This is a genomic window from Amycolatopsis sp. DG1A-15b (assembly GCF_030285645.1).
Lineage (GTDB): Bacteria > Actinomycetota > Actinomycetes > Mycobacteriales > Pseudonocardiaceae > Amycolatopsis.
Genome location: NZ_CP127296.1, coordinates 6,972,549 through 6,987,078 on the forward strand (window position 1 = coordinate 6,972,549; position 14,530 = coordinate 6,987,078).

Consider the following 14,530-nt stretch of genomic DNA (forward strand, 5'->3'; position numbering starts at 1 on the left):
CCGCTCCTCCCGGACAGCGGGAGAGCGGCACCACGAGGTGCATCAGAGTGGGCTCCCTCCCGGTGGCGGGGAGGGCGAGCTGGGGTCGGCGATCCGGCGGATCGCGACGATCTTCGAGGACCAGGCCGACAGCGGTTCGAGGATGACGCCGGTGTCGGTGTCGTAGGCGTCGACGATCAGTCCGTGCCCGGCGTACATCCCGACGTGCCGCGGCACTTGTGCGGTGCCGAGCGAGCCGGGGATGAACAGCAGATCGCCTGGCTGCACCTGCTGGATGGAGGCGACGGCGTGCCCGGCGTGGACCTGGCTGATGGTGCCGGCCGGGATTCCGATTCCGGCGGCGGCCCAGGAGGCGAGCATCAGCCCGGAGCAGTCGTAGGCGTCCGGGCCTTTCGCTCCCCACACGTAGGGTTTGCCGAGCTGGCCCAGGGCGAACCCTACGGCGGCACGCTGGCGGACATCCTCCGGCAGCGTGAATCCCGGCGGCAGCTTCGTCGGGTCGACCTGGCCCGGCTCGCGGGGGACGTCGGATCCGCCCTGGTCCGGGCACAGCGTCTTCGCCTGGACGGCTTCGGTGCCGCCGCCGGATGGTGGAGGTGGGGTGGGGTTGTCCGGGCCGGTCCAGAAGCGATCGACGATCGCTGCGGCGGCGGGTTCGCGTGGGGCGTAGCGGTCGGGGAAGCCGCTGCGCTGCACCGCCTGCTCCGCGTGTCCCGGGGCCATGGTGTCCCACCCGGGCAGGGCGATGAGGGCGTCGAGGAACTTGCCGGTGGCGTAGACGGGGTTGAGGATCTGCTCGCGGGTGCCCCAGCCCTGGCTCGGGCGTTGCTGGAACACCCCGAGCGAGTCTCGGTCGCCGTAGTCGAGGTTGCGCAGCCCGGACTCGACCATCCCGGTGGCGACCGCGAGGACCGCGGCCCGGCGCGGCAGCCGGCGCTGCTGGACGACGTCGATGATGGTGCGGGCGATGTCCATCTCATCGGCGCCCAGCTGCTGTCGGTCGACCACGACGGAGCCGCCGCCCGGGCCGCCCTGTTCGCACCCGCTGAGTTGCACGACCGTCGCGGTCGCGGTCGGCACAACGATGAGGGCCAGCGCGAGGATGGGCAGCAGCACCAGCCCGACTAGCGCACCGACCATGCCAGCGAGCAACCCGGGCGGCTTCACGAGGACACCGCCGGCGACTGACTGTCGGGCAACCGATGTGGTTTTCGGACCAGCTGGGTGTTGGTGTCGAAGATCTGCCGCTCGATCCGGCTAAGGACGGTCTGTATTTTGAGCCCGGTCCGGTTCTCGATTTTCCACAGGGCACGGCCTTGCCGGTCGTTGGCCCACCCGGTCGTGGCCTCCTGCTCTTTCTCGGACAGGGCAAGGACATCCGCCAGTTCGCTGGCTACTCGGGTCGACTGCCCCAGTAGGACACGAATTGAGCAGAGGGCGAGCAGGTCGCGGGCGATGGCGACTTCCTGGGAGCCGGTGGCGCCGACGGAGAGGAAGTCGCCGGGCTTGTGGCTGACCAGCACCTGGATCTTCCGTTCCGCGCGGGACAGCCGCAGTTCGCTGTCCACCGCCTGGACCGCGCGTAGCCCGAGGCGCAGTTGCCGCCAGATCTCGTCCCGGACGACGATCCGCAGTTCCCCGTCCTCCTGCAGATCCGTGGCCAGCGACGACCACGACCCCAGGCAGGTCAACGCGACCGCGACGGCCTGATCCCCTCGAGTGCGCAGCCGTGACAGATCGAGGCTTTGGATCGGGGCGTTCCAGTCGACGGTGAAGTTCGTGGGGGCGTCGAATAGCCCGGCCAGCGGGCCGCTGATCAGGTTGGCCAGTGCGTCGGTGATCGACCGGAGGTGGTCGAGGAATTGGCGGCGGCCGGCGAAGCGCAGCTGCTGCCACAGCTGCTCGTCTGGGTCCGACAGCGCCCGGTGAACGTCGGGGATCGTGATCGGCGTGAGGCGGGTGTAGCCGTCACCGACGCCCAGCAGTTGCCGCAGCACCGCCGAGAGCGCGGCCTCGTCGGTGACGGTGGGCCGGTAGCCCTGGGCTTCGGCGAGCGCGACAAGCAGCTGCACCCACCGTCCCAGGACCCCGTCGAGCTCGTCGCGCTGCCGCTCCACAGTCCAGGCGTCCCAGCGGGCGGCCAGCGGGCCGAGGTCGAGGGCGTTGAGGCGGGCGCTGCTACCCCGGCCGAGCATGATCGGCGTGACACCCAAGGCGTTCAGCAGTGGGGTGTATTCGCCTTTGACGTCGCCGGAGATCAGGGTCCGGACGCCGGTGAGCATCATCCGCAACAAAAACGCCACCACCGTCGAACTTTTGCCCCGGCCAGGCTCGCCGAACAGGACCATGTTCGGGTTGGTGCAGATCGAGCGCAGGACGAACTCGACCGGATGCAGGTAGAACGCGCCCCCGGAGTGGACGTCGTAGCCCATCCGCGCTCCGACCGCCGGCAGCGGGCTCGCCGCCAGCAGCGGGAACAAGCCGCCGATCTCGTGGGTGCCGGCCTGATACACCTGTAGCGGCGCCGCGACCGGCGACCACCCGTACCCGGGCCGGGCGAACCCACGCCGCGGCGCCGCCCGCTGGTTCACCCGAGCACTGCGCCCGTCCGGACGCTGACGTCCGGGCGGGCGTGTGCTGACCGCCGGTCCGAACGTGGCGAGCAGTTCCGCGGCCGTCCGCTCGTCGGCGCGGCGGCTCATGACGCACCGCTCCGCAGCCGAGGCAACCCCACACCGACCGGCAAGACCGCCGCGACAAACCCGGCATCCTGGGCCAATTCCATCCGCAGCAGCTGGAAACGGCCGGCGATGTCGTTCTCCAACTTGGCCGCGTGGTCCTCGACGTTCCAGGTCTCGGGGATCGTGACCGCGGCGGCGACGGCGAAGCGGACGATGCCGTGCCCGGCCGCGACCGCGTGCTCCTGCGCCCGAGCCCCACCGGCTTCGCGGGCTTCGGCGGCACCGGAGTTGAAGCCCTTCGACGACTTCCAGTCCCGCACCACCCCGGTCCGGAATCGAAGACGACGCACCGCCTTGCGCGACCGGTGCTGGGACAAGGTTTCGTAGTGGATGGCCAGGCTGCGGCGCTCGCCCGCGGTCTTGACCGCCAGCAGCCCACCCAGCGACCCGAACACCGTCCCGGCCTCAGGCATCAAGACCGAGAAAGACACCGTGGCGAAGCCGTCGTGCTGGTACGCCCGCGCCGACGGCGCCGGAGCGTGCACGGGACCCGCCGTCGCCCAGCGCACACCGGCGTCGCCGCCGGCCTGATGGCGGCGCGCGGCGAGACCGGCGGCGGTGGCCGGGTTGAACCCGGTGCGGATCGCCACCGCCAGCTCCGGACCCGAGAGCCACTTCACGCCGGTCGCACCGAGACTCTTCAGCTTGTCCTCGAGCCCGTCGAGCACCCGGTAGAGCACCGCGGCCCGCCCGGCGACCCCGCCGCCGGCCGCGGCGGCCGGCCGGCGCAGGGCGTCTTCGGTGCCCGAGAGGGTGACGAACACTTCGTGCCGGACCGACACCGCCCCGACCAGCCGGTCCAGCTCCGCGGTCGCCTGCCGAGCGAGCGCTGGGGCATCGGGAACATCGTGTTCGGCGCGCCAGGCCTGGTAGTCGGCGCCGTCGTCAGGGACGGTACGCACCAGCAGGCTCATCCGGTCGACGACCTCGCGGTGCCCGATCGACAACAGCAGGTTCCCGAGCCGGTTGGCCAGCCGCTCGCACTGGGCGTCCGACAGCATCCCGACCCCGGCGTGGGTCAGCCGGGCAGTGGCGCCCCACCGGCCCTCGCCAGTGTCGTGGATCAGGCACACCCGGCCCAGATCCCGCAGCGGTGGCCCGTCGGGGAACCGCAGCCGGGCCAGCACCCCGGGCAGATCCGGCTCATCCAGGTCGTGGGCTTGACCGGTGACGGCGCGGGACTGCCAGCGCGACCAGCCCAGTGCGATCCCGGCGCGGTAGAGCAGCAGATGCTCCAGCCATCGCAGCGCCGGGCGGCCGCGGACCGGCACCACGACCAGTGTCGCCGCCGTGCCGCAGAGCCCGCCCAGGGCGAGAGCCTGCCCGAAACGCCCGGCCGCCAGCGCGAGAATCACCGGCACGGCCAGCCCGACACACACGAACGTCTGGACCGGGGTGAGCCCGATGATCCAGCCCGCGCGCTCTTTACGGGACAGTCCTTTGTAGATCCGGTTCGCGGCGCTCACAACAGCACCGCGGCTTCCTCGGTTTCACCGGCCGCTGCTCCGCCGCCATCGTCGGGTCGTGGGCCCTTGTCAGGCTTCGGGTCCGGTGGTGTCGGTGGACCGGTATCGCCAGGTGGGTCCGGCGGTGGTGTCTGGCCGTCATCGCCTTGGTCGTCGACGGACCCGGTCAGACTCGCTTCGCCAGGACCGCCGGCCTCGGGGGTGGGCGGCTCTGCCGGGTCGGTTCGTGCGTCTCCGTCACCGCCTCGGGACTCGCCGGCTTTGGACGTGTCGGCGCCGGGCGCCGTGCCGGTCGCACTTGATTCGTCGGGCGCGTGCTCGTCGCCGGTCGTGTCCAGCGGCCCGGCGGTCGTGTCGTCCTCGGCGGCGGCCTGGTCGAAGCGGTCGACGTTGGCCTGCTCCGGGCTATCGCCACCGTCTCCGCTTCCGCCGTTTCCGTTGTCGGCGAGCTCGTTGCGGGCCTTGTTCGAGAACGCGCCGGCGATGCGCCCGGCGATGCTGTTGGCGCCGTAGGAGTCCAGGCCGGAATCCGAGAGCTTGTCCCGGAACACCCTCTGCGGATCGGAGTCCGGATCGACGAACGCGAACAGCTTGAACAGCACCAACGGCACACACAACGCGACGAACAGGACCCCGATGCCGGCCAGCAGCCCGGACAAGCCCTGCGCGCCGCCGACGATCGCGACGGCCAGCACCAGCACGAACGCCAGGGCGGGTTTCATCACGATGGCGACCAGGCCCCAGCGGACGACTTTCCAGTACCACCGCGCGGTCACCTCCGCTACCAGCCCGGCCGCGGCGATCGGGATCGTCGCGACCACGACGTAGATCGCAGCCTCGCGGAACACGGCCTCGACCGCGAAGCCCAGCCCGGCGGGGATCACCCCGAAGGCCCCGGCCAGGCCGAGCACGACGGTCTTGACCTCGTCCGACAGGGCGTCGGTGAAGCCGGTCATGGTCAGCGCGTCGCGGAAGTTCCCCACCCGCAGCCCGGTGGACAGGATCGCTTCGGTCAGGCCGTCGGCAGCGGCGAGGAACGCCGCGACCACGCTCACGGTCACAGCGAGTGCGATCCCGTACTGGACCGGCCCGGTGATCAGGCGGACGAAGCCGCGTCCGCCATGCAGGACGGTGGTGATGATCTGCCAGAAGAACATGCCCAGCGCGATGGCGCCGGAGATCCACAGCGTCATCGGCCACAGGATCGAGACCGGTCCGTCTGTGGTGGACACGGTGAGGATGGAGAACTGGTCGACGAGCTCGAACGCGGTCCGCAGGATGAACAGGGCGGCGGCCCAGGTGGCCGCCATGAACGGCTCGAGTATTCCCGCCGCGGTCGCGCCGATCGCCTTGCCGGCGATGCTGCCCAGCGTGCCGAGCAGGTCCAGGGGGTTCACCGGGCACCGTCCCGGTTCAGGGGCCGGTAGCCGGCGCGGACCGACTCGATGCTGCCCGGCCACGCGCAAGCGGCGTAGGCGGCGCGGGCCCCGGTCGCGATGCGCCAGGCGGCACCGGTCCAGCGCAGGGCCTGGCAATCGCCGATCCCCATGCTCGCGGCCTGGCCCTGGTAGTCGAAGCTCAGCTGACCGAGCGTGCACACCACCGCGAACCGGCCGCCGTCGGCGGTCCCTTTGATCAGGCCCTGGGTGATCTCGTAGGTCACCGTCAGGCCGGGTTTGAGCTCGCCGGGGCGGATGCCGGCGTTCTCCCGGAACGAGGTCAGCAGCGCGAGCGGGCCGCTTCCTTGCGGGGAGGGCGCGTGCGGGAGCGCGGATTCGGTGTAGGCCCGCTGGTACGTGGTCGGGTCACCGCCGCGCAGCGCAGCCTCGTTGAAGTCGGTCAGCCAGCCCAGCGCGCCTTCCCCGGTTGCCGGGAACCCGTCGGAGATCACGCGGTCCGCGATCGGGGCCGGTCGCGGCACGGTGATCGGCGGCCCAGCCGTCGCAGTGGTGAGTTCGTGCGGTAGTGCCGCCTCGGGCGGCAGGGTCAGCATGGGACGGTTGGCCAGCGCGGTCGCCTCGTCGACCGGCGCCGTGGCTGTCGGCGAAGGCGCGACGCCGGGCGGAGTCGCTGCCGGCGACGGCGCAGGCGGTGCCGTTGCGTCCCGGGCAAGGAGCACGACCGCGATCACGACGACGAGCAGGACCGCGATGGTGATCAGTCGGCGCGCTTTCGTGTGCGGGCGCGGCGATTCAGGAGAAGTGAACATGGCTCAGCCGCCTGCGAAGCTGTTGATGAGCGACCAGCCGATGCCGTAGAGGATCGCGCCGGCAATGGCGCAGAGCATCATGACGACGCCGACTTTCCCGGCACGGTGGTGATCAACCCAGCGGCCACCGACCCAGACGATCAACCCGACGAAGAAGCCCAGGACGAGCGCGACTCCCGCGCCCCACTTGACGTTGTTGAGCAGCCCCAGGATCTTGTCGCCGCCGACCTCAGGCTGCACTGGTGTCGGATTCGGGATCTGGACGAGCCAGTCGATGACAATGTGCGCGGACATCGCGCCCTCCACATCGCACCGCCCGACGTCACGCCAGGCGGGTCAAGTGGGAGGGCGTTGAAGTTTCTTCTCAGCTGAGCGGCGGGATGGCCTCAGCCGGTGTCCTTGTTGGCGGCGCGGCCGTCGCGACCGTGAGCACGACGTGGCCATGGAAGGCGTAGGCGACGTGTCCGCTGTGGCAGGACATGCCAGGAACGGAGCAGCTGTTCGGCGGGCGCGCGAAGCGACGACGGTGTCACGTCGGCAGTGACCCCGTGCTCGGCGACGTAACGCTCGTGCGGAAAGAACACCGTGTCGGACAACAGGATGCTGGTGCGGCGGCCTGCGGTACCGGCCACGCCCTTCGGCCACCGGCGCGCGCCTACGACAAGCAGTTGCGTCGACGGAGTCACCGCGGCCGCCCGCACCCACGGATCCAAGCGGGCCAGGACCTGTTCGGCGTGCGCGAGCCCGGGCACCGTAGGTCGTACCACCAGCGCGGGAATCGGTGACGGGCTGCCGACCCGCAGCCACTGTCCCGGTCCGAGCGCCGGGTCGGTCGCCAGCCGCCACGGGTCGTGGCCGATATCGACCACGGTGACGTCGACCCCGCGACCGCCAGGGTGCCAGTACGGCGGCGAGGGGAACAGCACCGGCTCGACGCCGGTTTCGGACACGTCGAGGCGGGCAAGTATCGCGCGGGCGCGCCGGGAGAACCGGATACCTGCCGTTGGGCCGGGCCCGTCCCGCCGCGGCCCATCGGCCCGCGCAGCACGTCCGAGTCCGGATCGGACGGGATCGCCGGCGTCGACGAGCAGGACCGAGCGGCCCGCCAGCTGGAGCGCATCGGCGATCGCGACAGCGGTGCTCGTGGCCCCGGCTCCGGGAGAAGCGGCCAGGACCGGCAAGACCCGGCCGAACGGCGACCAGTCGACCAGCTCGACCGCCTGCTCAGCGGACGTGGCCGGCTGCCCCTCGGTGTCCGTCGAGTCCACACGGGAGTCAACGTCCACGGGTAAGTTGTCGGATGTGGTCATGACGGGCCTCCCCTCAGCGGTGTTGGTGCGCCGGTGAAGGGTGCGGCGGTCACAGCGGGACCGTGCTCCAACCCCCTGATTGGGGTGGCGTGGGTTGCTTTCTCTCGACGTTCCGAAGATACTCGCAACAAGCGTGGTGCTTACTTCGATAGTAGACGCAAGCTGCGACGTGTCAAATGCCTGCTGACGGTGTAGAGGACTGCACAATTACCGATGTCGAGACGCGATGGGGGCGGACCGTGGCACGAGCATCCGAGGACGGATCGAGCCACGCCGGTGACGACGCCCCCATCGCCGCGCCCTCGGCTGACCTGCGCTCGCCGATCCCGCGCCGCCGTGCAGCCGACCAGGAGAAACTCACCGTCGCGCTGCTGAACCTGGACACCTTCGCCGAGCGGTTGACCTACCTGTTCGACCACGCCTCGACCTACTATTTGCTGCGCGGTGACCCGGTCGTCGATCCCGACGCGATCGACCGGCTCACCGCTGACGGCGACCCGACCTTCCTGACCTTCACCGCCAGGCCCCCGCTGATCGCCCAGTGGGTACGGGACCGGACCGGGCTGCCACTGGCCGAGCAGGCACTACGCAACTTCAAGGCCGGCATCCGCCAGAACAGCCGCCCCGCGATCACCCGGGCGTTGGCCGAGTTCTGGCGCATCCACCCGAACTTGCTCGACCCCAGCGTCCCGGCCACCGACTTCGCACCACCCGATGACGAAATAGCACGCAAGACCCATGAACTGGTGACCGAACTCGGCCTGGTCGGATTCAACGCACGCGACATCACCAGCTCGATCGGCGATGCCCCCGACGCCGACCGCAAACAGCTGCTGCAGGTGGTGGAAGAAATCGCGCGAGCCCGCCGCGCCGCCCGCGACAACCCCGCCTCCTGACGTCGCCGATTTACCGGCTCGGCAATCCCGATTCCCAGAGCCTGCGGTATGTCGCGCTGATTCTCGCGGCCATACGCTGCACTCGGCGGTGGGTCAGTGCGTCGCCGACCTCGGCCAGCCAGCGGGTCCTGGCCACGTCGTCGACATGCAAGCGTTCGGTCTCCAGCCACCATGCCCGGGACTCAGCGTCCTCGCCGTCCTCGCTGGGCAGATGCTCCGCGGACGGATGTGACAGATGCGCGACCACCGCGGCGATCGCAATCTCGATGTCGACGGCTGTCGCCGTCCCTGGCGGGACATAGACGTAGAGGGCAGGCGTGCGCAGTTCCTCGCGTATCGCGCGACGGATTCGATCGTCGATTAGCTGCTCGACGATCAGCAGCGCGTCTTCGATCTCGACCAGCTTCTGAGTCAGGGTCAGCGGGGGCGGGCGGCGGTGGACGAGCAGGACCCGCAGGCGCTTCCACAGGCGCTCGATCGCGGCGTCTCGGCGCTGAGTGCGGCGCCGGTCGAGCCAGTCGAACAGCCGCCGGGTCGCCGCGGCGAACAACGACCCGGCGACGAACAGCACCAAGCCGGCGCCGTCGGTGAACACTCCGAAATGAGCCCCACGGGGCGGATGGTGCGGGTCCACCAGCAGCCGCAGCACGACACCGAGCCGCCAGGACAACCCGACCAGCGACACCGCAACCCCCAGCTGCGCCAGGGCGACACCGCCCCGCACCCCGGCCACCTCGCCGCGGGCCACCACGGTCAGGCCCAGCAGAAGCATCGCCAGCCAGCCGACCAAGTAGCCCAGGTAGATGGCGGAGTAGAGCTGCGAGGGCCAGGTCGGGTTCCGGGGCGAGGCGAAGAAGGACGCGTGCGCCCCGGCCAGCTTGTACAGGGTGACCATCGCCGCCGCGCAGACCACGAAGATCGTGACCACCGCCGGCATGGGCAGACGCAGCTGTCCCAAGGTGTGCAGAAACCCGGCGGTGAACACCATCGCCAGCATCGCCAGCACGTTCTGCACCACGACCGCGGCGTTGTGCAAGCCCGTCAGATGGTCGACCCAGTCCAAGGTCACCGGCGCCCCGGCGGCTAGCGACAACGCCATACAGGCGATGCCGGCGGTCAGGAAGTGCCGGCTGAGCGCGTAGCCGCTACCCCGGTTGACCACCGCTTTGCGGACCGCCTCGACCACGCCCGCGGCGGCGGCGCCGAGCCAGAGGAGCGAGACCGCGTCAGGCATCTGCGCATAGGTGCCGTCGGGACCCGAACGCCGCCCGCAGGGCCGTCCGGCCTGGCGGCAGCCGATCGCGATGGCGCGCTGCCCCGGCCTTCACGTGTTCCCGCAGCAGACACGCGAACTGCTCGGCCTCAACCTCCCACCGGTCGTCCGGGCGTGTGCGGCGGCCGCACGCGTGGTTACCGGGATGGCCGAGGATCCAGTGCCCGATCTCGTGGAAGGCGATGTGCGCGGCGTGCGCCGGTACGGCTTTCGCCACGACAGTCAGCCAGCACTCCTCACGCGTACGCGCCAGCAGGCCGCTGACCCCGCCTCGCCTCAGCGGCATCCGGCCCAGGATCACGGACATGCCCTGTTGCTGTCCCAGTGCGTCCAGGAAGGCCCTCAGTTCGAACGGATGACGGATCGGCAGGGCGCTGATGATGGTTTCGCAGCGTCGCATGAACTCCTGCTCCCCGTGTTCGGTCGTGCTCACTTTCACCCCTGTGTGCCTTCGACGTTTCCAGCCGGCCCCCGCCGGCACCCCTTGCTCGCCCACCACTGTCGATGATCTTCATCGCGGCTGTTCAGGGCGTTGGAGCCATAGTGACGGACACGCTCCGCAACCAACGCCGCTTCGTGCCACATTCGGCCCACATGTCGGCGCTGCGGGGTCCACATTCTTTTCCACATTCCCCGCAGAACCCCTTGACCTGCGTCATTCACGGCCAGTAGCCAGGTGGGTATGGTTCTGGAAGCGGGGGGCGCTGCAGCGCAGATGTCAGGGACCGATCCGGCGGATTTGGCGTGGTCGTTCAGCCACCTCGATCCCGCCGTCGCCGAGACCGCCTACGACACGCTGGGGGCGATCCGGCGCGGGTGCCCGGTGGCGCGCAGCGGGGAGCTGGACGGGTTCGTGCTGGTCACTGGGTATGCCGAGATCCGGGAGGCCGCACGTGCCTCGGATCGGTTCAGTGCCTGCGTCGACGGGCTGGGCGCGGCGGCGGTGGTCACCGAGATGCGGGAGGCCGTCGCGCCGATGTTCGAGACCGACGAGGACCATCACCACCAGTGGCGGCGCCTGCTGCAGACGTTCTTCACCCCGGCTGCTGCGGCCGCGCAAGCGCAGTACGTGCGGGCAGTGTGCCGGGAGGTACTGCAGGAGCTGATCCCGCACGGCGCTGCTGATCTTGTCGGGGCCTACGCCCGCCAGGTGCCGCCGCTGGTGATCGGGCGGGTGCTGGGGCTGGCCGAGCTGGAACGCGCGTGGCTGTCCGAGCACGTCCGTGCCGTCTACAGCGCCGAGACGCTCGCCGAGGCCCAGCAGGCGGGCCGGATTTATGCGGACTTCCTTCTCGGGCAGATCCACCAGCGACGCACCCACCCGACCGGGGACCTGCTTTCGGTGATGGTGAACGCGCAGGTGGACGGCCGTACCGCCGACGATGACGAGCTGGTCAAGATGACCATGCTGATGGTCGCGGCCGGACACTTGACCACCGCCGACGCCTGCGCCACCGCGCTCCTGCACCTGCTCGACGAGCCGACCCTGCGGCAGCAGGTGTCCGCCGATTCGACTGCTCTGGAGGCGTTCGTGGAGGAGCTGGTCCGCTACAACCCGGCCGTCGCCGCCACCGGACGCACTGTGACCGCCAAGACCCATCTCGGCGGGATGCCGCTGTTTCCGGGAGACCGGCTGTTGCTGGCGTGGGGTAGCGCCAACCGCGACGAACGGGTCTTCGACGACGGCGACGTCTTCGACATCGACCGCGACCGCGGCGCGCCGCAGCACCTGGGGTGGGGCGCCGGTGAGCACCGCTGCCTCGGCCGGCACCTCGCCCGCGTCGAGCTACACGTCATGCTCATCGAACTGCTGCGCGCCCTGCCTGGTTTGCGGCTTCAAGCCGGCGCCGCGGTCCGGCGGACCTTCGGGGTCATCCGCGGCGTCGCGGGCCTGCCGGTGCGGTGGGAGCACCGGTAGGCGCCGACCGGGCCCGGTACCACTCGGCGAGCTCCCGACGTCCCGCCACGCCCAGCAGGCCATAGATCGTGGTCAGCTCGGTCTCGACCGTGCGGACGGAGAACCGCACAGTCGTCGCGATTTGCTGATTCTTCAGCCCCTGCGCGACCAGCTGGACGACTTTCCACTGCCGCTCATTCAACGTCGGCTCCGACGCGGGAACGGTGTCGTCGAAAGCGAGGGCCACGATCTGCTCGTCGGCCAGCAGGCTCCCCTCGAGGTAGGCCGCGGTCGACTCCACCGGTCCGAGCACCAAAGCGATCTCGGCTTTCGCCCGGCCGCGGTGGGATTTGAAGCTGGCCAGCCCGTTGTAGTGGACGCCGTGGCGGGCCTGCAGACTGTCCGAACCGCCAATCCGCCGCGCCGCGCCGACGTAGTCCCCCTCCTTGGCCAACTCCCAGGCTTTCCTCTCGACCCACCAGCCAGGCCCCCACAGATCACCGAGGGCGATCTGCCGCCGCAACGGCTCGGGATTATCGGTCACGGGCTCGGAACACGCAGGCAGGCCGCGCGTCCACTCCGCCCATGTCACGGCCCATTCGGCGCCGCGGCGGCGGGCTTCGGATAGGCAGCGTTGCGACATTCGGTCCGCCTCGTCGGTCGGCCCGAGCAATCCGGCTGTGATTGCGTGAAGCAGGTCCGCCATGTAGGCCGCACCGTCGGCGCCCGCGGCGCGGAAACCGGCGCTGGCGGCCGCCAGCTTCGCGAAACCGCTGCGCTGCCCGAGGGCCAGTGCTTCGTAGGTGCCCTCGACGAACTGGACTGCCGGGGCGTCGTCCTTGCCCGCTTCGCGCGCCAGGCGCACGCATTCGTCCAGGAGCTCTTTGCCACGGTTTTGTTCGCCGAGGGCGATCCACACCCAGCCGGCCATCGCCAGCGCCGAGATCCGCACATCTGAGGCCACCACAGGGCCTTCGCTCAGCAGCTCCTCGACCTGGCGGCAGACCTGGATCTCGGTGGCGAAGAAGAACGGCGCCCGCGTGAGCAGCACATCCACCATGATCGCCAAGGCCCGCTCGATCAGGCCGTGGTCGGAGCACCATGCCACCGCTGCGGCGATGTTCCGGGATTCGGCGTTGACCAGGTCCAGCCACCGGACCTCCTCCGGCCCGAACCACCGCTCGGCCGCCTTCCGGACCAGCCCGGCAACCCAGCGGCACAGCCGTTCGCTGATCTCGTCCAGTTCGCCGAAGATGCGCAACCTGCGCCGGCCGTACTCACGCAGGAACGTGTGCTGGCGGTAGCGCCCATCGGCGGAGGCACCTTCGATAATCGAGTGCCGCACCAGATGATCCAAGGTCTCCAGGATCTCGCCACGGTCGATCAGCTCATCGGCGCACACCTCTTCAGCGGCATCGAGAGTGAACCCACCGGTGAAAACGGTCAGCCGCGCCCAGACCCGTTGCTGCTGCGGCGAACACAGGTCCCAGGACTCGGTGATCGCGATGTCGAGCGCGAGGTGATGCGAGGGCACCCCGCGCGCGCCGGGACCGTACTTCAGCGACGCGCCGCCTTGCAGGCGATCGAGGACTACTGCCGGTGCTCGCCCCCGGCCGAACTGGGCCGCGATGAGTTCCAAAACCAGCGGAATACCTGACGACCAGCGGACCAGGTCGACGATGGCCTGCCAGTCGTCCCGTTCGGTCAGTGGCCGTCCGGCTGCGGCGGCGCGGTCGGCGAGCAGCTCTACCGCGTCACTGTGCTCGGCCGCCGCGCGATCGGCGCCCTCGGCGGGGGTCGACAATGGCCGCAGGTGCACCCGGTGCTCACCCTGGACATCCAGGTAGGCGCGGCTGGTGGCGATCACCTGCACCATGACGGTCTCGGTGATGATCCGGTTGACCAGCTCGGCAACCGCGTCCAGCACTTGCTCGCAGTTGTCCAGCACGATCAGCACGCGCCGGTCACGGACGTGCTCGATCAGAACGTCCACGGGGTCGACGTTCGGCTGATGATGCGAGATACGCAAGGCTGCAATAAGCAAGTTGCAGATCCGCCGCTCGGTATCCGGCATGTCGGCATGCGCGCCGAGTTCGGCGAGACGAATGAACACCGATGCGTCGTAGTGCTCATTCATATGCACGAGCAGTTCGCCCGCGAATCGCGTCTTCCCGACGCCAGGTGATCCGGTCAGCGTCACCGCGCGGTCGCCGGCGTTCAGCCGCTCGCACACCTCGACCAGCTCACGGGATCGCCCGAAGAATGTCGTCAGCTGAACACCAACGGGCGGTTGTCCGGCTGGTCTGCGAATGCGCTTATCCACCGCAATGGATGCAGTGACGCCAGCCTGCGCCGACCGCGGGTTTTTCCCGGCTCTCGATGTCCTGCACTGTCCCCTCCTCACGCCAGCGCACCCCGTCCGCCCGATCGGCGGACGGCGCTCACTCGGCTCGTGACACCCTCCGTGGCAGATGTCGTACCACCTGTGGCCTGCGAAGATCGACTACTTAACAACCAAACACCCGATCGGGTTAATCGTCAACACGCAGTCCGCACAGGAGGAACACCAGACCGTGAATGACCGTTTCACTCATCCGACAGAAACCAGAACACCAAGACTGGCGATAGAGTTGTCAGCAGCAAGCATGCGCCAAGACGTCCTTAACGCTACGAACCCATACGACTACTTCCCGCAACACCTTGCAGCACAAGCGACATATCCGAAACGCTTTTCTGAT

The 14,530-nt window shown here is 69.6% G+C and carries 12 protein-coding genes; 2 read left to right on the plus strand and 10 right to left on the minus strand.

Annotation, left to right across the window (positions count from 1 at the left end; all coding sequences use genetic code 11):
* Window positions 1–42: 42 nt before the first annotated feature.
* From QRY02_RS31950 to QRY02_RS31980, 7 genes are all read right to left on the minus strand, one after another.
* Window positions 43–1,140, minus strand: coding sequence for a C40 family peptidase (locus QRY02_RS31950; RefSeq protein WP_285986528.1), 1,098 nt, complete (start codon window positions 1,138–1,140; stop codon window positions 43–45).
* Between the two features lie 23 nt (window positions 1,141–1,163).
* Window positions 1,164–2,702 (minus strand): putative type IV secretion/conjugal transfer ATPase, encoded by a 1,539-nt coding sequence (locus QRY02_RS31955; protein WP_285986529.1) that lies wholly within the window; start codon window positions 2,700–2,702, stop codon window positions 1,164–1,166.
* Window positions 2,699–4,207 carry an SCO6880 family protein gene (locus QRY02_RS31960; RefSeq protein ID WP_285986530.1) on the minus strand — a complete coding sequence of 503 codons (1,509 nt, stop codon included), beginning with the start codon at window positions 4,205–4,207 and terminating at the stop codon, window positions 2,699–2,701. The genes QRY02_RS31955 and QRY02_RS31960 overlap by 4 nt, the downstream gene beginning before the upstream one ends.
* On the minus strand, window positions 4,204–5,604 hold the full coding sequence (locus QRY02_RS31965; protein ID WP_285986531.1) for a TrbL/VirB6 family protein: 1,401 nt from the start codon (window positions 5,602–5,604) through the stop codon (window positions 4,204–4,206). Before QRY02_RS31965 ends, QRY02_RS31960 begins: the two co-directional genes overlap by 4 nt.
* Window positions 5,601–6,416 carry a hypothetical protein gene (locus QRY02_RS31970; RefSeq protein WP_285986532.1) on the minus strand — a complete coding sequence of 272 codons (816 nt, stop codon included), beginning with the start codon at window positions 6,414–6,416 and terminating at the stop codon, window positions 5,601–5,603. The genes QRY02_RS31965 and QRY02_RS31970 overlap by 4 nt, the downstream gene beginning before the upstream one ends.
* Before the next feature lie 3 nt (window positions 6,417–6,419).
* The gene (locus tag QRY02_RS31975; protein WP_285986533.1) at window positions 6,420–6,710 is read right to left on the minus strand and encodes a hypothetical protein; all 291 of its coding nucleotides are present in this window, start codon (window positions 6,708–6,710) and stop codon (window positions 6,420–6,422) included.
* A 92-nt stretch (window positions 6,711–6,802) separates the two neighbouring features.
* On the minus strand, window positions 6,803–7,726 hold the full coding sequence (locus QRY02_RS31980) for a P-loop NTPase family protein (protein WP_285986534.1): 924 nt from the start codon (window positions 7,724–7,726) through the stop codon (window positions 6,803–6,805).
* A gap of 176 nt (window positions 7,727–7,902) precedes the next feature.
* Here QRY02_RS31980 and QRY02_RS31985 point away from each other — a divergent pair, with 176 nt between their 5' ends.
* Window positions 7,903–8,622: a hypothetical protein gene (locus QRY02_RS31985; protein WP_285986535.1), complete on the plus strand. Its 720-nt coding sequence runs from the start codon at window positions 7,903–7,905 to the stop codon at window positions 8,620–8,622.
* A 10-nt stretch (window positions 8,623–8,632) separates the two neighbouring features.
* On the opposite strand, the gene QRY02_RS31990 is transcribed toward QRY02_RS31985, so the two are convergent.
* Complete coding sequence (locus QRY02_RS31990) at window positions 8,633–9,856, minus strand: hypothetical protein (protein WP_285986536.1); 1,224 nt, start codon at window positions 9,854–9,856, stop codon at window positions 8,633–8,635.
* On the minus strand, window positions 9,849–10,328 hold the full coding sequence (locus QRY02_RS31995; RefSeq protein ID WP_285986537.1) for a M78 family metallopeptidase domain-containing protein: 480 nt from the start codon (window positions 10,326–10,328) through the stop codon (window positions 9,849–9,851). Before QRY02_RS31995 ends, QRY02_RS31990 begins: the two co-directional genes overlap by 8 nt.
* A 282-nt stretch (window positions 10,329–10,610) precedes the next feature.
* On the opposite strand from QRY02_RS31995, the gene QRY02_RS32000 reads away from it, so the two are divergent.
* Window positions 10,611–11,813, plus strand: a complete 1,203-nt coding sequence (locus tag QRY02_RS32000; protein ID WP_285986538.1) for a cytochrome P450 — start codon at window positions 10,611–10,613, stop codon at window positions 11,811–11,813.
* Here QRY02_RS32000 and QRY02_RS32005 read toward each other — a convergent pair.
* Entirely contained in the window at window positions 11,767–14,115 is a 2,349-nt protein-coding gene (locus tag QRY02_RS32005; RefSeq protein WP_285986539.1) for an ATP-binding protein, read from the minus strand. The two genes, QRY02_RS32000 and QRY02_RS32005, sit on opposite strands and share 47 nt — an antisense overlap.
* Window positions 14,116–14,530: the final 415 nt, after the last annotated feature.